General features: G+C 66.8%; 17 protein-coding genes. 14 read left to right on the top strand and 3 right to left on the bottom strand.

Going from position 1 to position 22,745, the window contains the following annotated elements:
• Positions 1-336 precede the first annotated feature (336 nt).
• Genes cioA through JHD77_RS27965 form a run of 3 tightly spaced genes read left to right on the top strand, consistent with a single transcriptional unit; the run spans position 337 to position 2,998 of the window.
• On the top strand, positions 337-1,803 hold the full coding sequence (cioA, locus tag JHD77_RS27955; RefSeq protein WP_003103027.1) for a cyanide-insensitive cytochrome bd quinol oxidase subunit I: 1,467 nt from the start codon (positions 337-339) through the stop codon (positions 1,801-1,803).
• 3 nt (positions 1,804-1,806) lie between these two features.
• Complete coding sequence (gene cioB / locus JHD77_RS27960; protein WP_003093053.1) at positions 1,807-2,814, top strand: cyanide-insensitive cytochrome bd quinol oxidase subunit II; 1,008 nt, start codon at positions 1,807-1,809, stop codon at positions 2,812-2,814.
• A gap of 13 nt (positions 2,815-2,827) precedes the next feature.
• Entirely contained in the window at positions 2,828-2,998 is a 171-nt protein-coding gene (locus JHD77_RS27965) for a DUF2474 domain-containing protein (RefSeq protein WP_003093052.1), read from the top strand.
• A 280-nt stretch (positions 2,999-3,278) separates the two neighbouring features.
• Here the strand turns inward: JHD77_RS27965 and JHD77_RS27970 are convergent, their stop codons facing one another.
• A complete protein-coding gene (locus JHD77_RS27970) occupies positions 3,279-4,067 on the bottom strand; it encodes an AraC family transcriptional regulator (protein WP_003137733.1) in 789 nt (262 codons plus the stop codon).
• Positions 4,068-4,168: 101 nt separating this feature from the next.
• On the opposite strand from JHD77_RS27970, the gene JHD77_RS27975 reads away from it, so the two are divergent.
• The gene (locus tag JHD77_RS27975; RefSeq protein ID WP_031755840.1) at positions 4,169-5,350 is read left to right on the top strand and encodes an MFS transporter; all 1,182 of its coding nucleotides are present in this window, start codon (positions 4,169-4,171) and stop codon (positions 5,348-5,350) included.
• A 56-nt stretch (positions 5,351-5,406) separates the two neighbouring features.
• Here JHD77_RS27975 and JHD77_RS27980 read toward each other — a convergent pair whose 3' ends face one another.
• Positions 5,407-6,582, bottom strand: coding sequence for an acetyl-CoA C-acyltransferase (locus tag JHD77_RS27980; protein WP_003118278.1), 1,176 nt, complete (start codon positions 6,580-6,582; stop codon positions 5,407-5,409).
• A 181-nt stretch (positions 6,583-6,763) separates the two neighbouring features.
• Between JHD77_RS27980 and JHD77_RS27985 the strand changes: the two genes are divergently transcribed.
• The 4 genes from JHD77_RS27985 to JHD77_RS28000 all read left to right on the top strand — a co-directional run bounded on the left by JHD77_RS27985 (position 6,764) and on the right by JHD77_RS28000 (position 15,064).
• Positions 6,764-8,446: a fatty acid--CoA ligase gene (locus JHD77_RS27985; protein ID WP_003103012.1), complete on the top strand. Its 1,683-nt coding sequence runs from the start codon at positions 6,764-6,766 to the stop codon at positions 8,444-8,446.
• Positions 8,447-8,657: 211 nt separating this feature from the next.
• Positions 8,658-10,583 (top strand): DUF1302 domain-containing protein, encoded by a 1,926-nt coding sequence (locus JHD77_RS27990; RefSeq protein ID WP_015649519.1) that lies wholly within the window; start codon positions 8,658-8,660, stop codon positions 10,581-10,583.
• 60 nt (positions 10,584-10,643) lie between these two features.
• Positions 10,644-12,011 carry a DUF1329 domain-containing protein gene (locus JHD77_RS27995; protein ID WP_003103009.1) on the top strand — a complete coding sequence of 456 codons (1,368 nt, stop codon included), beginning with the start codon at positions 10,644-10,646 and terminating at the stop codon, positions 12,009-12,011.
• Between the two features lie 332 nt (positions 12,012-12,343).
• Positions 12,344-15,064, top strand: a complete 2,721-nt coding sequence (locus JHD77_RS28000; RefSeq protein WP_003103006.1) for a LuxR C-terminal-related transcriptional regulator — start codon at positions 12,344-12,346, stop codon at positions 15,062-15,064.
• A 31-nt stretch (positions 15,065-15,095) separates the two neighbouring features.
• Here the strand turns inward: JHD77_RS28000 and copA1 are convergent, their stop codons facing one another.
• The gene (copA1, locus tag JHD77_RS28005; RefSeq protein WP_003103003.1) at positions 15,096-17,474 is read right to left on the bottom strand and encodes a copper-translocating P-type ATPase CopA1; all 2,379 of its coding nucleotides are present in this window, start codon (positions 17,472-17,474) and stop codon (positions 15,096-15,098) included.
• A 503-nt stretch (positions 17,475-17,977) separates the two neighbouring features.
• Here copA1 and JHD77_RS28010 point away from each other — a divergent pair.
• The 6 genes from JHD77_RS28010 (at position 17,978) to JHD77_RS28035 (ending at position 22,683) form a co-directional block, all read left to right on the top strand.
• The gene (locus JHD77_RS28010) at positions 17,978-19,369 is read left to right on the top strand and encodes a PhoH family protein (RefSeq protein WP_003093038.1); all 1,392 of its coding nucleotides are present in this window, start codon (positions 17,978-17,980) and stop codon (positions 19,367-19,369) included.
• 248 nt (positions 19,370-19,617) lie between these two features.
• Positions 19,618-20,100, top strand: a complete 483-nt coding sequence (gene moaC / locus JHD77_RS28015; RefSeq protein ID WP_003093030.1) for a cyclic pyranopterin monophosphate synthase MoaC — start codon at positions 19,618-19,620, stop codon at positions 20,098-20,100.
• A complete protein-coding gene (moaD, locus tag JHD77_RS28020) occupies positions 20,097-20,348 on the top strand; it encodes a molybdopterin converting factor subunit 1 (protein WP_003093027.1) in 252 nt (83 codons plus the stop codon). Before moaC ends, moaD begins: the two co-directional genes overlap by 4 nt.
• A 4-nt stretch (positions 20,349-20,352) precedes the next feature.
• Positions 20,353-20,805: a molybdopterin synthase catalytic subunit MoaE gene (moaE, locus tag JHD77_RS28025; RefSeq protein WP_003093025.1), complete on the top strand. Its 453-nt coding sequence runs from the start codon at positions 20,353-20,355 to the stop codon at positions 20,803-20,805.
• A gap of 100 nt (positions 20,806-20,905) precedes the next feature.
• The gene (moaB, locus tag JHD77_RS28030; protein WP_003107542.1) at positions 20,906-21,463 is read left to right on the top strand and encodes a molybdenum cofactor biosynthesis protein B; all 558 of its coding nucleotides are present in this window, start codon (positions 20,906-20,908) and stop codon (positions 21,461-21,463) included.
• Positions 21,460-22,683, top strand: a complete 1,224-nt coding sequence (locus JHD77_RS28035) for a molybdopterin molybdotransferase MoeA (protein ID WP_003114306.1) — start codon at positions 21,460-21,462, stop codon at positions 22,681-22,683. The genes moaB and JHD77_RS28035 overlap by 4 nt, the downstream gene beginning before the upstream one ends.
• The last annotated feature ends 62 nt before the right edge of the window (positions 22,684-22,745 follow it).

Genomic DNA, 22,745 nt, shown 5'->3' on the forward strand with positions numbered 1-22,745 from the left:
TTTATTCCATAAAAATATTATTTGTTTATTTTTATATTCTATTAATGAATATGAGAGAGCTGAGGCAATTTGTCTCGCGACAACCGACCACAGCAGGACGGTCTAGGCTAACGGGTAAGATTTTCGTACCGAATTGCTCTGCATCAAGGCGGGCGGTCCGGGAATCTGCTTGCGACCCTTCCCGCATTCCTGCCATCCAGGGCTGCGGTCGCTTTCCAATGACAAGAACGATAGCTGAAGGATGTGTTCCAAAACCTTGCGTAGCGTTGCGCGTGAGGAAGCACGGCCGAATCCGCACGTAAGCCGGAAGGGCCGAGAACCTGAAGAGGAGTTGCCATGTTCGGATTGGAGGCTATCGACCTTGCCCGCATCCAGTTCGCGTTCACCGTGTCCTTCCACATCATCTTCCCGGCGATCACCATCGGGTTGGCCAGCTACCTGGCCGTACTGGAAGGCCTCTGGCTGAAAACGAACGAAGAGGTCTACCGCGACCTCTATCATTTCTGGTCGAAGATTTTCGCGGTCAACTTCGGCATGGGCGTGGTGTCCGGGCTGGTCATGGCGTACCAGTTCGGCACCAACTGGAGCCATTTCTCCGACTTCGCCGGGTCCATCACCGGTCCGCTGCTGACCTACGAGGTGCTCACCGCGTTCTTCCTCGAGGCCGGTTTCCTCGGGGTCATGCTGTTCGGCTGGAACCGCGTGGGACCGGGCCTGCATTTCTTCGCCACGGTGATGGTGGCGATCGGCACGCTGATCTCGACGTTCTGGATCCTCGCTTCCAACAGCTGGATGCAGACCCCGCAGGGCTTCGAGATCGTCGACGGCCGGGTGATCCCGGTGGACTGGCTGGCGGTGATCTTCAACCCGTCGTTCCCCTACCGCCTGCTGCACATGTCGGTCGCCGCGTTCCTCGCCACCGCCTTCTTCGTCGGCGCCTCGGCCGCCTGGCACCTGCTGCGCGGGCGCGACAACCCGGCGATCCGCAAGATGCTCTCGATGGCCATGTGGATGGCGCTGATCGTCGCCCCGGTACAGGCGCTGATCGGCGACGCCCATGGCCTCAATACCCTGGAGCACCAGCCGGCGAAGATCGCCGCGATGGAAGGCCACTGGGACAACAGCAGCGGCGAGCCGACCCCGCTGATCCTGTTCGGCTGGCCGGACATGCAGCGCGAGGAAACCCGCTTCAAGGTGGAGATCCCGGTGCTCGGCAGCCTGATCCTCAAGCACAGCCTGACCGAGCCGATCCCGGCGCTGAAGGACTTCCCGCCGGAAGACCGGCCGAACTCCACCGTGGTGTTCTGGTCGTTCCGGATCATGGCCGGCCTCGGCATGCTGATGATCCTGGTCGGCGTCTGGAGCCTGTGGCTGCGCTGGCGCGGCCAGGACAAGCTGTTCAACTCGAAGGCCTTCCTGCGCCTGACCCTGCTGATGGGACCGTCCGGCCTGATCGCGATCCTCGCCGGCTGGTTCACCACTGAGATGGGCCGCCAGCCCTGGGTGGTCTACGGACTGATGCGTACCGCCGACGCCTCCTCGGCGCAGAGCGTGACGCAGATGAGCCTGACCCTGCTGACCTTCGTGGTGGTGTACTTCTCGCTGTTCGGCGTCGGTATCGGCTACATGATGCGCCTGGTGCGCAAGGGCCCGGTCACCCATGAGGGACGCGAGACCAACCCGGGAGGCGCCGGGCAGAAGCGCACGCCGGCGCGGCCGTTGTCGGCCGCCGGCGAAGGTTTCGACGAAGAGCACGACGGCCACGCGCAAGCGGCCGACCGCGACCAGGACAAGAGGAACTGAGACATGGGTATCGATCTTCCCCTCATCTGGGCGGTCATCATCATCTTCGGCATCATGATGTACGTGGTGATGGACGGCTTCGACCTGGGCATCGGCATGCTCTATCCGTTCTTCAAGGACAGCGGCGACCGCGATGTGATGATGAACACCGTGGCGCCAGTCTGGGACGGCAACGAGACCTGGCTGGTGCTGGGCGGCGCGGCGTTGTTCGGGGCCTTCCCGCTGGCCTACGCGGTGGTCCTGTCGGCGCTCTACCTGCCGTTGATCTTCATGCTCGTCGGGCTGATCTTCCGCGGCGTCGCCTTCGAGTTCCGCTTCAAGGCCAAGCCGGCCAAGCAGCACATCTGGGACAAGGCGTTCATCGGCGGTTCGCTGGTGGCGACCTTCTTCCAGGGCGTGGCGCTGGGCGCCTTCATCGAAGGCATCCCGGTGGAGAACCGCAGCTTCGCCGGCGGTTCGCTGGACTGGATCGCGCCGTTCCCGCTGTTCTGCGGCCTGGCCCTGATCGTCGCCTACACCCTGCTTGGCTGCACCTGGCTGATCATGAAGACCGAAGGCCGCCTGCAGGAGCGCATGCACGACCTGGCGCGCCCGCTGGCGCTGGTGCTGCTGGCGATCATCGGGGTGGTCAGCCTGTGGACGCCGCTGGCCCATGCCGAGATCGCCGCACGCTGGTTCAGCCTGCCGAACCTGTTCTGGTTCCTGCCGGTGCCGATCCTGGTCCTGGTGACCTTCTATGCGCTGCTGCGCTCGGTGGCCAACAACGACCACGTGAAGCCGTTCGTGCTCACCCTGGTGTTGATCTTCCTCGGCTACAGCGGCCTGGGGATCAGCCTGTGGCCGAACATCATCCCGCCGGCGGTGAGCATCTGGGAGGCCTCGGCGCCGCCGCAGAGCCAGGGCTTCATGCTGGTCGGCGCGCTGTTCATCATTCCCTTCATCCTCGGCTACACCGCCTGGAGCTACTACGTGTTCCGCGGCAAGGTGAAGCACGGCGATGGCTATCACTGAGGAGGCGCCGCATATGGTCCGTACGCCGAGTCATCCCGAACGAGATAGCGCGGCCAAACCACCGCTCTGGCGACGCCTGGCCTGGTTGGCGGGTATCTGGACCGCCAGCGTGCTGGCCCTGGGCGTCGCCGCCTGGCTGATGCGCCTGTTCATGAGCGCGGCGGGGCTGGGCGTTCCGCACTGATCGACGATCCCATCCGGGCGCTCCGGCGCCCTTTTCCGAGAGCCCTCCGCTGGAGGGCTTCTTTTTGTCCGCCGATCCGCCAGTGCTCGGTGTTGCGCCCTAGGGCGTCAATCCTCGCGTTCCCGCCTTGCACCATCCAGGCCGGTTCGGCGGATAACCGCGCTGCGGTTATGCGCCCTACGGGAGCGGCGGATGCGCCCTACTGAAGCCTTGGTAGGGCGAATAACGCCGCAGGCGTTATCCGCCGAATTGCCATGGCTTGGCGTTGCGCCGTGGGGCATCAGTCCTCGCGGCCCCTGACCCGTGCCAGTTGCTCCAGTCGCCCCAGGTAGTCGCGCGGGGTTTCGCCGAGCAGGCGGCGGAACATGCTGCTGAAGGCCCGCGTACTGCCGTAGCCGAGGTCGCGGGCGACCACCTGCACGCTGTCGCCGGCCAGCAGGCGCGGCAGGGCTTCGGTCAGGCGCAATTGCTGGCGCCACTCATGGAAGCTCATCTGCAATTCCTGGGCGAACAGCCGCGCCAGGGTGCGCGAGCTGGCGCCGACCCGCAGGCCCCAGTCATCGAGGGTCAGCCCCAGTTCCGGCTGTTTCAGCAATGCCTGGCAGATCGCCTGCAAGCGGCGGTCGCGGGGCATCGGCAGGTACAGCGGCATCCGTTCGAGGTTGGCGATCTCGCTGAGGATCAGCCCTTGCAGGCGCTGACGGAAGTCGTCCAGGCGCGGCTGGCTCTCGAGGTGGATGGCGCGCAGGATCATTTCCCGCAGCAGCGGCGTCACCGCCAGTACGCAACAGTCGCTTAGCGGTGTCGGCGTTTCGGGTTGCTCGATGAACAGGGTGCGCATGTGCACCTCGCCGGACATGAATATCTCGTGCTCCACCCGGGGCGGAATCCATACCGCGCGGGTCGGCGGGATCACCCAGGCGCCGTGGTGGGTGGCCAGGCGCATCAGGCCGCGAGCGGCGTAGAGGAACTGCGCCTGCGGGTGGAAATGCCGCCCCAGGTGATGGCTGTCGGGGAAGTCGAGGGAGATGGCGGCCAGCAGGCCGTCCGGGCGGTGCTCGATCAGCATGTCCGTTTCGATGACCTCGCTGTCCTGTCTGCGCTTTTCGGTCAACCTATCATGCCCGGGTCATGACGCCCATTCCTCACCGACCATTCAGACCGCACGCCATGAACCGACCTCGAACCGTTATCCGCTTCATCAACGCCGCGCATGTCATCGACCACATGTTCATGCTGATCTTCCCCGCCGCCGTGCTCGGCATGGCCGGCAGCTTCGACCTCGACTACGCCGGTCTGATCGGCCTGTCGCTGGGCGGTTTCATCGCCTTCGGCGCCTGTTCGCTGCCGGCCGGCTGGCTGGGCGATACCTGGAGCCGGCGGCGGATGATGCTGTTGTTCTTCTTCGGTATCGGCGCCGCCGCACTGCTCACCGGGCTGGCCGGCAGCGTACCGATGCTGGTGACCGGGCTGACCCTGATCGGGGTATTCGCCGCGATCTACCACCCGGTCGGCACCGCGATGCTGGTGGCACACGCGGAGAACCGCGGCCGCGAGATCGGCATCAACGGCATGTGGGGTAACCTCGGGGTCGCCTTCGCCGCGCTGCTTACCGGCTTTCTCACCGCGCACTTCGGTTGGCGTGCGGCGTTCATCCTGCCCGGCGGGGTGGCCATCCTGCTCGGCATCGGCTTTTTCTTCTGCGTGCGCGAGGAGCCATCGCCGCACCTGTCGGCCAAGGCCGCGGCGCGTGGCGAGGACAGCGAGGGCCTGTTGATGCGCCGGGTGTTCGGCGTGCTGGCGCTGGTCACCGCCACCGGCGGGGTGGTGTTCAACGCCAGCACCGTGACCTACCCGAAGCTGTTCCAGGAGCGCCTGAGCGACTTGCTGGCGTCGCCGCAGACCCTCGGCGTGGTGGTCAGCCTGGCCTATGCCTTCGGCGCGGTGGCGCAACTGATCATGGGCCGCCTGATCGATCGCCTGAACCTGAAGTTGCCGTTCGTCTTCCTCACCTTCTGCCAGGTGCCGCTGCTGCTGGCCCTGGCCTACGGCCACGGCAGCGCAGTGGTGCTGTTCGGCGCGCTGTTCATGTTCGCGGTGTTCGGCCAGGTGACGGTGAACGATGCGATGGTCGCCCACTTCGTCGCGCCGCAGTGGCAGGCGCGGGTCTTCGCCCTGCGCTATTTCCTGTCGTTCGGCGCCAGCGCGGCGGCGATCCCGATGATTGCCTACCTGGAGCCACGGCAGGGGCTGCTGGGGTTGTACCTGGTACTGGCGGGCTTCGCCGCGCTGACCTTCGCCGCGGCGCTGGTGTTTCCGCGTCCGGCGCGCAGCGCCGCGGTGGGCACCTGAGGAAGAGGGCGCCCGGACAGCGCGAGCCGGCCGGGCGCCGATGGCTCAACGCCGTATCAGAGCAGTTCGAGCGCCACGGCGGTGGCTTCGCCGCCGCCGATGCACAGCGAGGCGACGCCGCGCTTGCCGCCTTTCTGGCGCAGGGCGTTGATCAGGGTGAGGATGATCCGCGAGCCGGTGGAACCGACCGGATGGCCCTGGGCGCAGGCGCCGCCATAGACATTGACCTTGGCATGATCGAGGCCGTGTTCGCGCATGGCGAGCATGGTGACCATGGCGAAGGCTTCGTTGATCTCGAACAGGTCGACGTCGTCCTTGCTCCAGCCGGTCCTGGCGAACAGGTTGGTCATCGCGCCGATCGGCGCCAGGGTGAACTCGCTCGGGTCCTGGCTCTGGGTGGCATGGCCGACGATTCGCGCCAGCGGCTTCAGGCCACGGCGCTGGGCTTCCTCGGCGGTCATCAGGACCAGCGCGGAGGCGCCGTCGGAGATCGAGCTGGCATTGGCGGCGGTGATGGTACCGTCCTTGCGGAACGCCGGCCTGAGGCTCGGGATCTTCTCCAGGTTGGCGGTCAGCGGTTGCTCGTCGTCCTTCACCACGCTCTCGCCCTTGCGGCTGGTGACGGTGACCGGGACGATTTCCGCCGCCAGCGAGCCATCGGCGATGGCGGCCTGGGCGCGCTTGAGCGATTCGATGGCATAGGCGTCCATCTCCTCGCGGGTCACGCCGTACTTGTCGGCGGTCTCCTGGGCGAACGAACCCATCAAACGGCCGGTACGGGCGTCCTCCAGGCCGTCGAGGAACATGTGGTCCTTGATCTCGCCGTGGCCCATGCGCAGGCCGCTGCGGGCTTTCTCCAGGACATAGGGCGCGTTGGACATGCTTTCCATGCCACCGGCGACCATCACCTGGTTGGTGCCAGCCTTGAGCAGGTCGTGGGCCAGCATCACCGCCTTCATCCCCGAGCCGCACAGCTTGTTGATGGTGGTGCAGCCGGTGGCGGCGGGCAGGCCGGCCGCCAGCGCGGCCTGGCGGGCCGGGCCCTGCTTCAGGCCGGCGGGCAGGACGCAACCCATGATCACTTCCTGTACGTCCTCGGCGGCGATGCCGGCGCGCTGCACCGCTTCGCGGATCACGACGGCACCCAGGTCGACCGCGGAAACGCCGGCCAGGCTGCCCTGGAAGCCGCCCATGGGAGTACGGGCGCCGGCGACGATGACGATATCGGACATGGAACGTTACCTCTTGTTCTGGATAGGGTCTGAACGATTCAGCGGGCGGATTCTATCTTGTGACCGGGAGGCTCCGAAAGGTCACGGGGCAAATCACTCTTTTGACTGATGAACAAAGCCCGCCGACGGCTCTAGAGTCGGCCTCATCCTGACAACGAACCCGCTCCCAGGTGTACGCCCCATGCTGAAGACCCGTCTCATCCCGGCCGCCGCCGGCGCTTATCAGTATCCGTTGCTGATCAAGAGCCTGATGCTTTCCGGCCGTCGTTACGAAAAGAGTCATGAAATCGTCTACCGCGACCAGGTGCGCTACAGCTACGCCACCTTCAACGAGCGCGTCGCGCGCCTGGCCAACGTACTCAGCGAGGCCGGGGTGAAGGCCGGCGACACGGTGGCGGTGATGGACTGGGACAGCCATCGCTACCTGGAATGCATGTTCGCCATCCCGATGATCGGGGCGGTGCTGCATACCATCAACATCCGCCTCTCCCCGGAACAGATCCTCTACACCATGAACCACGCCGAGGATCGCTTCGTGCTGGTGAACAGCGAGTTCGTCCCGCTCTACCAGGCGGTGGCGGGGCAGCTGGCCACGGTGGAGCGGACCATCCTGCTCACCGACGGCGCGGAGAAGAGCGCCGAACTGCCCGGCCTGGTCGGCGAATACGAGTCGCTGCTGGCCGCGGCCAGCCCGCGCTACGACTTCCCCGATTTCGACGAGAACTCCATCGCCACCACCTTCTACACCACCGGCACCACCGGCAATCCGAAAGGTGTGTATTTCAGCCACCGGCAACTGGTCCTGCACACCCTGGCGATGGCTTCGACCATCGGCAGCCTGGACAGCATCCGCCTGCTCGGTACCAGCGACGTGTACATGCCGATCACCCCGATGTTCCATGTCCACGCCTGGGGCACTCCGTACGTGGCGACCATGCTCGGGGTCAAGCAGGTCTATCCCGGGCGTTACGATCCGGAACTGCTGGTCGAACTGTGGAAGCGCGAGAAGGTCACCTTCTCCCACTGCGTGCCGACCATCCTGCAGATGGTGATGAACGCCAGGGCTGCCCAGGGCGTGGACTTCAAGGGCTGGAAGGTGATCATCGGCGGGAGCGCGCTGAACCGCTCGCTCTACGAGGCGGCCAAGGCGCGCGGCATCCAACTGACCGCCGCCTACGGCATGTCGGAGACCTGTCCGCTGATTTCCTGCGCCTACCTCAACGACGAACTGCTGGCCGGAAGCGAGGACGAGCGCACCACCTACCGGATCAAGGCCGGCGTGCCGGTGCCGCTGGTGGATGCGGCGATCATGGACGAACAGGGCCGCTTCCTCCCGGCCGACGGCGAGTCCCAGGGCGAGCTGGTGTTGCGCTCGCCATGGCTGACCCAGGGGTATTTCCGCGAACCCGAGCGCGGCGAGGAGTTGTGGCGCGGCGGCTGGATGCACACCGGCGACGTGGCGACCCTGGACGGCATGGGCTTCATCGAGATCCGCGACCGCATCAAGGACGTGATCAAGACCGGCGGCGAGTGGCTGTCCTCCCTGGAGCTGGAAGACCTGATCAGCCGCCATCCGGCGGTACGCGAAGTGGCGGTGGTCGGGGTGCCCGATCCGCAATGGGGCGAGCGCCCGTTCGCCCTGCTGGTGGTGCGCGAGGGCCAGCAACTGGACGCCCGTGGCCTGAAGGAGCACCTCAAGCCTTTCGTCGAGCAGGGCAACATCAACAAGTGGGCTATCCCCTCGCAGATCGCGGTTGTTACCGATATTCCCAAGACCAGCGTCGGCAAGCTGGACAAGAAGCGCATCCGTATCGAGATCGCCCAGTGGCAGGAAGCCGGCAGCGCCTTCCTGTCGACCGTCTGACGGGGCTTTCCTACACCGCCGAAACGCCCGGAGGCCAAGCAAACGCTTGGTCTCCGCGTTTTCGCGACCGGCCGGTCATTCTCCATCCGCCGCAAAGGCGCGAGCCAGAGTGGTTGCGCCGCGCAAATCACACTTTCGAGGGATCAAGCGGCAGGCAGCGCTAGCTATAGTCCACGCACTCATAACAAAAAACACACATGGAGTAGCGTCGATGACAACCCGTAATCCGTTCTCGCGTCGGGCCCGGTTGCCGTTGGCCGTCAGCCTGGCTTCCTCGCTGGCGGCTCCGGCCTTTGGGGTGACCTTCAACATCGGGGAAATCGAAGGTTCCTTCGACTCGGCGTTGTCGGTCGGGGCCAGCTGGTCGACCGCCAAGCCGAACAAGAACCTGATCGGTGTGAACAACGGCGGCAAGGGACTTTCCCAGACCTCCGACGACAGCCACTTGAACTTCAAGCGTGGGGAAACGTTCTCGAAGGTCTTCAAGGGCATCCATGACCTCGAACTGAAGTACGGCGATACCGGTGTGTTCCTGCGCGGCAAGTACTGGTACGACTTCGAGCTGAAGGACGAGCACCGCGAGTTCAAGGACATCGACGACAGCGGCCGCAAGACCCTGGCCAAGTCCTCCGGCGCCGAACTGCTCGACGCCTTCATCTACCACAACTATGCCATCGGCGACCTGCCGGGCAGCGTGCGCCTGGGCAAGCAGGTGGTGAACTGGGGCGAGAGCACCTTCATCCAGAACGGCATCAGCGCCATCAACCCGATCGACGTCACCGCCTTCCGCCGGCCCGGCTCGGAGATCAAGGAAGGCCTGATCCCGGTGAACATGTTCTACCTGTCGCAGAACCTCACCGACAACCTGTCCGCCGAAGGCTTCTACCAGATCGAGTGGGACCAGACGGTGGTCGACAACTGTGGCACCTTCTTCTCCCAGCCGGACGTGGTGGCCGATGGCTGCGACCAGAACCTGGCGGTGCTGACCAACAACAAGGCGTCCATCAACCTGCTCAACAGCCTGTTGTCCGGAGCAGGTCTGGGAATCACTCCGTCTCCCTGGAACGAAGGGATCGTAGTGCAGCGTGGTCCGGATCGTGACGCTCGTGACAGTGGCCAGTACGGCTTCGCCCTTCGCTACTTCGCCGACGAACTGAACACCGAGTTCGGCGCCTACTACATGAATTACCACAGCCGCCTGCCGATCTTTAGTGGTCAGGGACCGTCCGCCGCGAAGATGGCGGCCATCAACAACTTTGCGACCAATATCGCTGCTATCAGTCCCAGCCTGGCTGCTCAGGCAGCGGCGGCAGCCACTGCGGGCAACTCCAATTACTTCATCGAGTATCCAGAAGACATTCGCATGTTCGGGCTGAGTTTCTCAACCACGCTGCCCAATGGTACCGCCTGGAGCGGTGAGGTCAGCTATCGGCCGAATGCTCCCGTACAACTGAACACCACCGATATTCTCTACTCCGCTCTGGACCCCGTGAATATCGGTGGTAGCCGACCTTATGAGAACGCATCGCTGCTGAACGGTCGGCCGGGTGAGGACATGCATGGCTATCGGCGCAAGGAAATCACCCAACTGCAGACCACCCTGACGCACTTCTTTGACCAGGTCATGGGTGCCGAGCGCTTGACAGTGGTAGGTGAGATCGGCTGGACCCATGTCGGCGGGCTGGAAAGTAGTTCCGTCGTTCGTTACGGGCGTGATCCGTCATTTGGCTCCGGTCCGATGGAGGGAACGTTAAATGGCCTGAGCACTTGTTCAGGCTTAGCCGCAAGTGTGACGGGAAATCCGAACGCCAATAACGTCACTCGCTATTGTGAAAAAGACGGCTACACCACGACCGACGCCTGGGGTTATCGCGCCCGTGCGATCTGGGACTACAACGACGTGTTCATGGGCGTGAACCTCAAGCCCAGCGTGGCCTGGTCGCACGACGTCGATGGCTATTCGCCCGGTCCCGGCGCCAACTTCGAGGAAGGCCGCAAGGCGGTCAGCCTGGGGGTGGACGCGGAGTACCAGAACACCTACACCGCGAGCCTCTCCTACACCAACTTCTTCGACGGCAAGTACACCACCGTGGACGATCGCGACTTCGTCGCGCTCAGCTTCGGCATGAACTTCTGATGTACGCCGGCCCGGTGCGAACCGGGCCGGCGAGCAGGACTTAACGAGGACGACGAGCGAATGAAAACAACGAAGATTCTTCTGCATACCGGTGTACTGGCCCTGAGCCTGCTGGCCACCCAGGTGATGGCGGCGGTATCCGCCGACGAAGCGGCCAAGCTCGGCACCAGCCTGACTCCGTTGGGGGCGGAGAAGGCCGGCAACGCCGACGGCAGCATCCCCGCCTGGGACGGCGGCCTGGCGACCAACGCCGGCAGCGTCGACAGCCGTGGCTTCCTCGCCAACCCCTATGCCAGCGAGCAACCGCTGTTCACCATCACCGCGCAGAACGTCGACCAGTACAAGGACAAGCTGACTCCCGGCCAACTGGCCATGTTCAAGCGCTACCCGGATACCTACAAGATCCCGGTATACAAGACCCACCGCAGCGCCACCGTCCCGGCGGCGGTGCAGGAGGCGGCCAAGCGCAACGCCACCACCACCAAGCTGGTGGAAGGCGGCAACGGCCTGGAGAACTTCGATACCGCCAACCCGTTCCCGATCCCGCAGAACGGCCTGGAGGTGATCTGGAACCACATCACCCGCTATCGCGGCGGCAGCGTCCGGCGCCTGGTGACCCAGGCCACTCCGCAGGTCAACGGCTCCTACCAGCTGGTCTACTTCCAGGATGCCTTCACCTTCCGTACCAACCTGAAGGACTACAACCCGAACAAGCCGAGCAACGTGCTGTTCTACTTCAAGCAGCGGGTCACCGCGCCCTCGCGCCTGGCCGGTAACGTGCTGCTGGTCCACGAGACCCTCAACCAGGTCAAGGAGCCGCGCCTGGCGTGGCTCTACAACGCCGGCCAGCGCCGCGTGCGGCGGGCTCCGCAGGTGTCCTACGACGGTCCCGGCACCGCCGCCGACGGCCTGCGCACCTCGGACAACTTCGACATGTACAACGGTGCGCCGGACCGCTACGACTGGAAGCTGGAAGGCAAGAAGGAAATCTACATTCCCTACAACAGCTACAAGCTCGACGATCCGAAGATCAAGTACAGCGAAATCGTCAAGGCCGGCCACATCAACCAGGACCTGACCCGCTACGAGCTGCACCGCGTCTGGCATGTGGTCGCGACCCTGAAGCCGGGCGAGCGGCACATCTACGCCAAGCGTGACTTCTACATCGACGAGGACACCTGGCAGGCCGCCGAGATCGACCATTACGACGGTCGCGGCACCCTGTGGCGCGTGGCCGAGGCGCATGCCGAGCAGTACTACGACAAGCAGGTGCCCTGGTACGCGGTGGAAACCCTCTACGACCTGCTCTCCGGCCGCTACCTGGCGCTGGGCATGAAGAACGAGGAGAAACAGGCCTACGACTTCAACTACAGCGCTTCGGAAAGCGACTACACCCCGGCGGCGCTGCGCCAGGAAGGGGTACGCTGAGAAACGGCGTTCCTAGCCACGAAGAAACCGGCCTTGTGCCGGTTTCTTCGTTTTCGCGGGCGGCGTGCCGCTCCGGCCGTCAATTCATTACAAAGTGTTTTCCCGCCTCGCCCGCGGATTCCGTCGTCGCCATCCTCCCGGCGGGCACCTGTGTGGCCGGGAAACGTTTGCCGCGCCTGGACCGCGCCGGGAAACCGGTCTTTCCTTGGTTATCGAGCTGAAGCGCCGGTGCGCTATTTCGTCCGAGCCGATGGATAGTGCTTCAAATAGCCATCACTTGTGGTTAGTCTCCGGAGCGTTCACGCCCCATACATAAACCAAGAAACCGGGTGATGACTGACTTCTCGCGCACCTTCTCGGGCACTCCATCCGCCGTCCTGCCGACGGCCAACCGCTTTTTCCGCCCCCCGCTGCCGTCGGCCCATGTGGCGCGCCCGCGTCTTTGCCGTCGACTGCGCGACGGACTGGACGGTCGCCTGCTGCTGATCGCCGCGCCCGCCGGATTCGGCAAGAGTTCCCTGGCCATCGAGTTCTGCGAAAGCCTCGATCCGCGCTGGCAGAGCCTCTGGCTGGGACTGAGCAGCCGCGAGAGCGATCCCGGACGTTTCCTCGAACGCCTGCTCGATGGCTTGCGACAGTACCACCCGACCCTGGGCGAAGAGGCCCTCGGCCTGCTGAAGATGCGCCAGCGCCACCAGCCGTTCGCCTTCGAGACCTGGCTCGACGACCTGCTCGACGAACTCGCCCCCTGCCTGGACCCGCAGCGTCCCCTGCTACTGGTGCTGGACGATTACCACCTGGCCCAGGGCGCGGTGCTCGACCGTTGCCTGCAATTCCTCCTCAATCACCTGCCCGAGGGCCTGGTGCTGCTGGTCACCAGCCGGCAGCGGCCGGACTGGCACCTGGCGCGCCTGCGCCTGTCGCGGCAATTGCTCGAACTCAGCGAACAGGACCTGCGCCTGACCGCCGAGGAGAGCGGGGCGCTGATGGCCGCCAGCGGCCTCGAACTCGACGAGGATGCGCTGGACGCGCTGCTCGAGCGCAGCGAAGGCTGGGTCGCCGGGCTGCGCCTCTGGCTGCTGGCGCGCGGCGATCCAGAGGAGCAGGTCAGCCCCGGGGTACACGGCGCCGACGAACTGATCCGCGACTACCTGCTGGAGGAGGTGATCGAGCGGCAGCCGCCCGAGGTCCAGGCGTTCCTCGCCCAGACCGCGCGCTTCGAGCGCTTCTGCGCCGAGCTCTGCGATACCGTGCGCGAGGCCGGCGACAGCGCGGCGATCCTCGACCACCTGCAGCAGCACCAGGTCTTCCTCGTGCCGCTGGACGAAAACGGCCAGTGGTTCCGCTACCACCACCTGTTCTCCGACCTGCTGCTGGCGCGTCCCTTGCCCGACTTCGGTCCGTCCGCCGGCTCCCTGCACCTGCGCGCCTGCGGCTGGTTCAGCCGCCATGGCCTGCTCGACCAGGCGGTGGAGCAGGCGCTGCGCGCCGGCCAGCCGGACGTGGCGGCGAGCCTGGTGCAGAACCTGTCGGAAGAGCAACTGCTGGCGGAGCAGAACATCGCCACCCTGCTGCGCTGGAAGATGGACCTGCCGGACAGCCTCCTGGCGAGCACGCCGCGCCTGATCCTGCTGTACGGCTGGGCGCTGGCGCTGGCCTGCCAGCTGGATGCCGCGGAAGAACTGGCCGGCCAACTGGCGCGTTTCCTGCCGGCGCCGGACGAGTCCGCGCAGCGCGACCTGCTGGCCCAGTGGCAGGCCCTGAGCGGGGTGATCGCGCGCGGCCGCGGCGATATCGACAAGGCCGAGGCGCACTGCCGCGAGGCCTTGCAGGACCTCGCCGGGGAGCGCTACGGCACTCGCCTGCAATGCCTGTCGACGCTGAGCAACCTGGCGGTGACCCGTGGCGACTTCTGGCAGGCGCGCAACTACAACCGCGACGCCCTGGAGTTCGCCCAGCGCTACGGCAACCCGCTGTTCGAGGCGCTGGTCCATTACGACCGCGCCCGCGTCCTCCAGGCGCGCGGCGAGGTGGCGCGCGCCGAGGAGGAGGTGCGCCAGGGCCTGGAACGCCTCCAGCACCTGCCGGCGCAACGCCGCTACGCGGTGCGCGGGCGGCTCCTGCTGTACCGCGGCTACCTGCGCAGCCTGGCGCTGCAGCCGGACGAAGCGCGCAAATGGATCAAGCAGGGAATCGAGGAAACCCGCAGTTGCCGGGATGTCAGCCTGGTGATCGGCTATTGCGTCCTGGCCAGCCTGGAAGGGCGCCTGGGCAACTACGCGGCGGCGTTCGCCCGGCTTGGCGACGTCGAGCGGCTGATGCATGCCTGGGATATCCCGCCGATCTACTACCTGGCGGCGATCACCCTGATCAAGTGCGAACTCTGGCTGGCCCAGGGCCAGACCGAACTGGCCGGCGTCTGGCTACAGCGCCTGGGCGGCACCTACGGCGGGCAGGCGGCCACGCCGCCGGAATGCAGTCCGCTGCTGCCGCTGCATGTGGAGTTGCTCCAGGCCGGCCTGGAGCGCCGCGAAGGACGCCCGGAGGAGGCCGCCCGGCGTCTGGATCGGCTGGCCCGCTCGACGCGGGAGAACGGCGCATTGCTGCCGGCTCGCCTGGCCCTCGGCCAACTGGCCGCGCTGCACCTGGAGCAGGGCCGCGAGCGCGAGGCGCTGGCGACCCTGCAACAAGCCATGGAGGGCGCAGTCGGCGGAGCCTTGCTGCCGCTCCACGAATTGCTCGTGCAGCAGCCGGAATGGTTGCGCGAACAGTTGCAGCGCTTCCCTGCCTGTCCCGGCGCCCAGCGCATGCGCGCGCTGTTGCCGGAGCCGCCCGCCGAGCCCGCGGGCAGTGCGGGCGAGGTGCTCAGCGGGCGCGAACTGGCGGTGCTGGAGCTGATCGCCCAGGGGTTGTCCAACCAGGAGATCAGCGAGCGGCTGTTCATCTCGCTGCATACGGTGAAGAGCCACGCCCGCCATATCAACGACAAGCTCGGCGTCGAGCGTCGCACCCAGGCGGTGGCGCGGGCCAAGCACATGGGGTTGTTGCGCTAGGCGCGCCACCCCATGTGCCTGGCGTGCTGGCTCAGGGCTTCCAGCGTCGCAGGAGCAGGGCGTTGCCGACTACGCTGACGCTGGAGAAGGCCATCGCCGCGCCCGCCACCATCGGGTTGAGCAGGCCGAAGGCCGCCAGCGGGATGCCGATCACGTTGTAGATGAAGGCCCAGAACAGGTTCTGGCGGATCTTCGCGTAGGTCCGCCGCGAGATGTCCAGCGCCGCCGGCACCAGGCGCGGGTCGCCGCGCATCAGGGTGATGCCGGCGGCGTGCATGGCCACGTCGGTGCCGCCACCCATGGCGATGCCGACGTCGGCGGCGGCCAGCGCCGGGGCGTCGTTGATGCCGTCGCCGACCATCGCCACCACCCGGCCCCGGCCTTTCAGCTCGGCGACCGTGGCGGCCTTGTCCGCCGGCAGCACTTCCGCGTGTACGTCGTCGATGCCCAGGGCCTTGGCCACCACCGCCGCGCTGCCGCGGTTGTCGCCGGTGATCAGGTGGCTGTGGATATCCCGTCCGCGCAGGGCCTCCACCGCTTCGGCGGCGCCGTCCTTGAGGCTGTCGCCGAAGGCGAACAGGCCGAGCACGCGTTTCTCCGGAGCCAGTTCCAGCAGCCAGGACAGGGTGCGGCCCTCGGCCTCCCAGTCCGCGGCGGCACTCGCCAGCGCGCCGGGCTTGAGTTCCTGCTCGTCGAGCAGGCGGCGGTTGCCCAGGGCCAGCCGGCGACCCTCGACCTCGCCCTGGATGCCGCGACCGCTGAGGGCCTGGCTGGCGTTCACCGGCGGAACCTCCAGGTCGCGCTCGGCGCAGCGCTCGAGCACGGCCTTGGCCAGCGGGTGCTCGCTGCCGCGTTGCAGGGCGCCGGCGAGCCTGAGCAGTTGCTCCGGGTCGTCGCCGCCGAGGTGGATGATCTGCGGCCGCCCGGAGGTCAGGGTGCCGGTCTTGTCGAAGGCCACGCTGGTGACCGCATGGGCGACTTCCAGGGACTCGGCGTCCTTGATCAGGATGCCGTGGCGCGCGGCCACGCCGGTGCCGGCCATGATCGCGGTCGGGGTGGCCAGGCCGAGGGCGCAGGGGCAGGCGATCACCAGCACCGCCACGGCGTTAACCAGGGCCTGCTCCAGGCCGACCCCGGCGACCAGCCAGGCGCCGAGGGTGACCAGCGCGATGAGGATCACCACCGGGACGAAGACCTGGCTGACCTTGTCCACCAGCTTCTGGATCGGCGCCTTGGCGGCCTGGGCGTCTTCCACCAGGCGGATGATCTTCGCCAGCACCGTTTCCCCGCCGAGCGCAGTGGTGCGCAAGAGCAGGCGGCCTTCGCCGTTGATCGCGCCGCCGGTGACCTTGTCGCCGGGAGCCTTGGGTACCGGCAGGCTCTCGCCGGTGATCAGCGCCTCGTCGGCGTGGCTGCTGCCGTCGAGCACCTCGCCGTCCACCGGGAAGCGTTCGCCGGGACGCACCACCACCTCGTCGCCGAGGCGCAACTCGGCGATCGCCACCTCTTCCTCGCGACCGTCGCGCAGGCGCACCGCGCGCTCCGGGCGCAACGCCTCGAGGGCGCGGATGGCGCTGGCGGTCTGGCGCTTGGCGCGGCTTTCCAGGTACTTGCCGAGGAGGATCAGGGCGATCACCACGGTGGATGCTTCGAAGTAGAGGTGCGGCATGTGGCCGGGCGGGGCGGTCAGCCAGAGGTAGACGCTGAGGCCGTAGCCGGCGCTGGTGCCGAGGGCGACCAGCAGGTCCATGTTGCCGGCGCCGGCCTTCACCGCGCGCCAGGCGGAGACATAGAAGCGCGCGCCGATGACGAACTGCACCGGGGTCGCCAGGAGGAACTGTGCCCACGGCGGCAGCATCCAGTGCAGGCCGGCCCATTCCACCAGCATCGGCAGCACCAGCGGCAACGCCAGCAACAGCGCGGCGATAACCCACCAGCGTTCGCGGCGCAGGCGGCGCTCGGCATCGTCCTGGCGTGGTTGCCCCGCGTCGAGCAGGCGGGCCTTGTAGCCGGCCTGTTCCACCGCCTGTAGCAAGGCCTGGCTGTCCACTGCGCCGAGCAACTCGAGGTGGGCGCGCTCGCTGGCCAGGTTGACGCTGACCTCGCGTACGCCGGGCACCTTCTTCAGCGCCCGCTCGACCCGGCCGACGCAACTGGCGCAGGTCATGCCCTCGATGGACAGTTCCAGGCTGCGCGCCGGAACCTGGTAGCCGGCCTGCTCGACCGCCGCCACCAGGGCCGGCAGGCTGTCCGCCGGGGCCTGTACGCGGGCCTGCTCGCTGGCCAGGTTGACCGAGGCGGCCGCGACCCCGGGCACTTTCTTCAGGGCTCGTTCGACACGGCCGGCGCAGGACGCGCAAGTCATGCCGCTGACCGGCAGATCGAGCTCGGTTAGCGTGGCGCTGTTCATGAGTCCTCCTTGGAATGGACAGAAGTGGCACCGCAGGCGCCCTGGGAGGCGCCGGTGAGATCTGTCGCCAGGTTCAGCCTTGACATCGTGTCAAGGTCAAGCCCCGGATTCATACAGGAAGGCGGCGCAGGGCGCAGTGGCGGCTTTATGTCGCAGGGGCAGGGGGGAGGGGGAATGGCGCTGGAAAACCGTTGCGGCACGGAAAAGCGGAGGGTTTTCACAGGGGTGGGACCGATAACACTAGACCTCGCGAAGGGCTGCGCCAAGGTATTTCGTCGCTTGCGGAAAAAAAACCTGCTGATGACGAAAAGTACTTTTTACCGTCATATTTTTTGCGGTATTTGTGGAACCGTAGACCGCCGAACCCTGCAGCACAGGTGGCGGCCCCGGCCCTCACCTCTGCTGTCAGGCTCTCCCCACCGGAAGAGAGAAGGCGGCTCGCCCCCCGGCGGAGCGCCGACCCGGCATTCCGTCGCCAGGCCCTTAGCAGAAGGTGATCGCGTATGGATGACCACGGACGTTCCCGCCCCACCCAGCCCACCCTGTACGTCCTCGATACCAATGTCCTGATCCACGATCCGAATGCCCTGTTGAACTTCCAGGAACACCGCGTCGCGATCCCGATGACGGTGCTCGAAGAGCTGGACAAGCTGAAGACCGGAAAGCACACCATCGCCGCCGAGTGCCGCCAGGCCATCCGCCTGATCGACCAGGTACTCGGCGAGGCCACGCCCGAGCAGGTAGAGGGAGGGGTACCGATCCAGCGTGGCAAGAACGGCCCCAGCGGCAGCCTGTCGATCCTCATGAGCAAGCGTGCCGAGCCCATCACCTGGCTGCCGGAGCACCTCAACGACAACAAGATCATCAACCAGTTGGTCGAGCTGAAGAGCCGCCACAGCGGCGTGCGCGTGGTGCTGGTGACCAAGGACATCAACATGCGCCTGAAGGCGCGCGCCTGCGGGGTGGACGCGGAGGACTACCACACCGACCAGTTGATCGACGACGTGGCCCTGCTGTCGCGCGGCTACCATTCCCTCGCCGGCTCTTTCTGGGACCGCGTGAGCAAGGTCGAGACCCGCCAGGACCACGGCCGTACCTGGCATCGCGTGCAGCTCACCGACAACCTGCCGGCGGTGCACATCAACGAGTTCATCGTCGACGAACAGGGCTTCGTCGGCTGGATCAAGGGCATCCAGCAGGACGAGCTGACCATCCTCGACCTGCACCAGGAGCCGCTCCTGCACCAGGAAGCCTGGGGCCTGCGGCCACGCGACGTGTACCAGTCGCTGGCGCTGTACGCGCTGCTCGACCCGGACATCCACCTGGTCAACCTGTCCGGTGCCGCCGGTTCCGGCAAGACCATCCTGGCGCTCGCCGCGGCCATCGAGCAGACCATGGTCAGCAAGCGCTACCGGCGCATCATCGCCACCCGCAGCGTGCAGGGCCTGGACGAGGACATCGGCTTCCTGCCCGGCACCGAGGCGGAAAAGATGGAGCCCTGGCTCGGCGCCATCACCGACAACCTCGAAGCGCTGCACATGGACGACGAATGCACCCATGGCAGCGTCGACTACATCCTCAGCAAGGTGCCGTTGCAGTTCAAGTCGCTGAACTACATCCGCGGGCGCAGCTTCCAGCAGAGCCTGATCCTCATCGACGAATGCCAGAACCTCACGCCGCACCAGATGAAGACCATCATCACCCGCGCCGGCAGCGGTTCGAAGGTGATCTGCCTGGGCAACCTGGCGCAGATCGACACGCCCTACCTGTCCGCCACCAGCTCCGGCCTGACCTACCTCACCGAACGCTTCAAGGACTTCCCCCACGGCGTGCACGTGACCCTGCAAGGGGTGCCGCGCTCGGTGCTGGCGGAGTACGCCGAGGCGCACATGTGAAGTAGCCGGCGGCAATCGCCGGCCGATATCCCGCCCGGTTGAAAAAGCCGGGCGGGATATACATCCTGCCAGGCCCGGTCCGGGGACCGGGCCCGCATCGTTACCCGATCGGGATGAGGCGCCTTGCGCCGGCCTGCCCTACCTCTTTATGTATACAATCATCCCCCTTCCGAACCTCCCCCAGGCATCGCGTCATGCCCTCCAGGGCTTACAATGACTGGCCAGTATCCTCTTCCAGGAGCACCCACGTGCTGACCCATCTCGATTCCCAGGGCCGCGCCAACATGGTCGACGTCACGGAAAAGGCCGTGACCTCCCGTGAAGCCACGGCCGAGGCCGTGGTGCGCATGCGCCCGGAAACCCTGCAACTGATCCAGGACGGCGGCCATCCCAAGGGCGACGTCTTCGCCGTGGCGCGGATCGCCGGCATCCAGGCGGCCAAGCGCACCCACGAACTGATCCCGCTGTGCCATCCGTTGTTGCTCACCAGCGTCAAGCTCGAACTGCAGGCCGAGGCGCCGGACGCCGTGCGCATCCGCGCGCGTTGCCGGCTGGCCGGGCAGACCGGCGTGGAGATGGAGGCGCTCACCGCCGCCAGCGTCGCGGCCCTGACCATCTACGACATGTGCAAGGCGGTGGACCGCGGGATGGTCATCGAGCAGGTCCAGTTGCTGGAGAAGCTCGGCGGCAAGAGCGGCCACTACCGCAAAGAGGAGGAAGGGCAGGCATGATCCGCGTGCAGTATTTCGCCCGTTACCGCGAAGCCCTAGGCATCGACGGCGAGCAGTTGAACTGGGACGCCGGGCTGGCGACCCTCGGCGCCTTGCGCCAGCTCCTGGTGGAGCGCGGCGGGGCCTGGGAGCGTACCCTCGGCGAGCAGAACCTGATGTGTGCGCGCAATCAGGAACTGTGCGGCCTCGACGAGCCGTTGCAGGACGGCGACGAAGTCGCCTTCTTCCCCACCGTCACCGGAGGTTGAACCCATGGCCATCCGCGTCCAGCAGGCCGCTTTCGATCCGGGGCAGGAGCTTAACGCCCTGCATGCGCAGAACGTCGGCATCGGCGCGGTGGTCGGCTTCGTCGGCTACGTGCGCGACTTCAACGACGGTCGCGAGGTCGGCGGGATGTTCCTCGAACATTATCCGGGCATGACCGAGAAGGCCCTCGGCAAGATCGCCGCCGAGGCCGGGCAGCGCTGGCCGCTGCTGCGCCTGGAGATCCTCCACCGCATCGGCCGCCTGGAGCCGGGCGAGCCGATCGTCTTCGTCGGTTGCGCCAGCGCCCACCGGCAGGCGGCGTTCGACGCCTGCAACTTCGTCATGGACTACCTGAAGACCCGCGCGCCGTTCTGGAAGAAGGAAGACACCGCCGAAGGCCCGCGCTGGGTCGAAGGCCGCTGCAGCGACCAGGCCGCCGCGCAGCGCTGGGAGGAGTGACGTCTACCTCCTCGCGCCGCCGGCTTACCTCTTCGGAGGAATAGCCAGCCGGGGGCCCGCGGTTCAGGCTGAGGCATCGCCCGTTCCTAGGACCCCTTCCATGAGCCACCTGGCCACCTCCACCTTCCAGCCGCTGAACATCGCCATCCTCACCGTCAGCGACACCCGTACCCTGGAAACCGATACTTCCGGCCAGACCCTCGCCGACGCGCTGCTGGCCGCCGGTCATCGCCTGCACCAGCGGAGCCTGAAGACCGATGACATCTACCAGATCCGCGCGGTGGTCTCGGCCTGGATCGCCGACCCCGAGGTACAGGTCGGCCTGATCACCGGCGGCACCGGTTTCACCGCGCGGGACAACACCCCGCAGGCGGTCGGGCCGCTGTTCGAGCGCTATGTCGAGGGCTTCGGCGAACTGTTCCGCCAGGTCTCGCAGCGCGAGATCGGCACTTCCACCATCCAGTCGCGGGCGCTGGCTGGGCTCAGCAACGGTACCCTGGTGTGCTGCCTGCCCGGCTCGCCGGGCGCCTGTCGTACCGCCTGGAACGAGATTCTCCTGGCGCAACTGGACAGCCGCACCCGCCCGTGCAATTTCGTCCCGCACCTGAAGACCCCGCCAGCCGTGGCGCCGGTGGCCGGCTGCGGGTGCCGCTCGTGAGCGCTTGCGCCTGCGATGGCGGCCAACTGCGCCCGCTCGACGAGGCGCTGGCCGAACTGCTGGCGCGCGCGCCGCGCCCGCCAGCCTGCGAGAGCCTGGCCCTGGAGCGGGCGCTGGGACGAGTGCTCGGCGAGGACCTGCTGGCGCCGATGGACCTGCCGCATTGGGACAACAGCGCGATGGACGGCTACGCCTTGTGCTCCGCCGACCTGCCGCGCAGCGGCGGCAGCCTGACGGTCGGCGCGCGGATCGCCGCCGGCGACACCCGCGGCATGAGCCTGCCGCTGGGCCAGGCGGCGCGGATCTTCACCGGCGCGCCGCTGCCGACCGGCGCCGACTGCGTGGTGCCGCAGGAACTCTGCGTGGTCGACGGCGAGCGCGTGCAGTTGCCGCCGGTGAGCGCCGGCCAGCATGTGCGCCGGCGCGGCGAGGAGTTGCGTCGCGGCGCGCCGGTGCTGCGTGCCGGACAGCGCTTGCGCCCGCAGGAACTCGGCCTGCTGGCGAGTCTCGGCGTCGCCACGGTCTCGGTGCGTCGGCGCTTGCGCATCGGCCTGCTGAGCAGCGGCGACGAATTGCGCGAGCCCGGCCAGACACTGTTGGCCGGGCAGATCTACAACGCCAACCGTTACTGCATCGGCGCCTTGCTGCGCGGTCTCGGCTTCGAGGTGCACGACGAGGAAGTGCTCGCCGACGAACTGGTGGCCAGCCGCGATGCGCTCAGCCTGGCGGCCTCCGAATGGGACGCGCTGGTCACCAGCGGCGGTGTCTCGGTAGGCGAGGAAGACCACCTCAAGCGCGCCATCGCCGAGCTTGGCGAGGTCAACCTGTGGCGCCTGGCGATCCAGCCGGGCAAGCCGTTCGCCTTCGGCTCCGTGGCCGGCAAGCCCTGGCTGGGGCTGCCCGGCAACCCTGCGGCGGCGCTGGTCACCGCATTACTGGTGGCGCGTCCGTTCCTGCTTCGCCAGCAGGGACTGTTCGACGTAGTGCCGCGGCCGCTGGCGTTGCCGGCGGCCTTCGACTGGCCGCAACCGCGGGCGCGTCGCCAGTACCTGCGGGCGCGGCTCGATGAACGGGGGCGGGTGGAAATCCACCCGCAGCAGGGCTCGGCGATGCTGCTTGCCGCCAGTTGGGCGGACGGGCTGGCGGTGATCGAGCGCGGCGCCACCCTGGGCGTGGGTGATGCGATCGACTTTCTGCCGTTCTCCGCACTGATGGCCTGAGGCCTTCTTGATCCCGGTCAAGCGCCGACCGGGAGCGTCTTTCTAGAGTGTGGCGCCTGTGC

Source organism: Pseudomonas sp. P20 (genome assembly GCF_016463925.1).
GTDB lineage: Bacteria > Pseudomonadota > Gammaproteobacteria > Pseudomonadales > Pseudomonadaceae > Pseudomonas > Pseudomonas aeruginosa.

Coding starts and splice junctions, on each gene's coding strand:
- cioA (WP_003103027.1), top strand. CDS start 337: ATGTTCGGATTGGAGGCTATCGACCTTGCCCGCATCCAGTTCGCGTTC.
- cioB (WP_003093053.1), top strand. CDS start 1,807: ATGGGTATCGATCTTCCCCTCATCTGGGCGGTCATCATCATCTTCGGC.
- JHD77_RS27965 (WP_003093052.1), top strand. CDS start 2,828: ATGGTCCGTACGCCGAGTCATCCCGAACGAGATAGCGCGGCCAAACCA.
- JHD77_RS27970 (WP_003137733.1), bottom strand. CDS start 4,067: ATGCTGATCGAGCACCGCCCGGACGGCCTGCTGGCCGCCATCTCCCTC.
- JHD77_RS27975 (WP_031755840.1), top strand. CDS start 4,169: ATGAACCGACCTCGAACCGTTATCCGCTTCATCAACGCCGCGCATGTC.
- JHD77_RS27980 (WP_003118278.1), bottom strand. CDS start 6,582: ATGTCCGATATCGTCATCGTCGCCGGCGCCCGTACTCCCATGGGCGGC.
- JHD77_RS27985 (WP_003103012.1), top strand. CDS start 6,764: ATGCTGAAGACCCGTCTCATCCCGGCCGCCGCCGGCGCTTATCAGTAT.
- JHD77_RS27990 (WP_015649519.1), top strand. CDS start 8,658: ATGACAACCCGTAATCCGTTCTCGCGTCGGGCCCGGTTGCCGTTGGCC.
- JHD77_RS27995 (WP_003103009.1), top strand. CDS start 10,644: ATGAAAACAACGAAGATTCTTCTGCATACCGGTGTACTGGCCCTGAGC.
- JHD77_RS28000 (WP_003103006.1), top strand. CDS start 12,344: ATGACTGACTTCTCGCGCACCTTCTCGGGCACTCCATCCGCCGTCCTG.
- copA1 (WP_003103003.1), bottom strand. CDS start 17,474: ATGAACAGCGCCACGCTAACCGAGCTCGATCTGCCGGTCAGCGGCATG.
- JHD77_RS28010 (WP_003093038.1), top strand. CDS start 17,978: ATGGATGACCACGGACGTTCCCGCCCCACCCAGCCCACCCTGTACGTC.
- moaD (WP_003093027.1), top strand. CDS start 20,097: ATGATCCGCGTGCAGTATTTCGCCCGTTACCGCGAAGCCCTAGGCATC.
- moaE (WP_003093025.1), top strand. CDS start 20,353: ATGGCCATCCGCGTCCAGCAGGCCGCTTTCGATCCGGGGCAGGAGCTT.
- moaB (WP_003107542.1), top strand. CDS start 20,906: ATGAGCCACCTGGCCACCTCCACCTTCCAGCCGCTGAACATCGCCATC.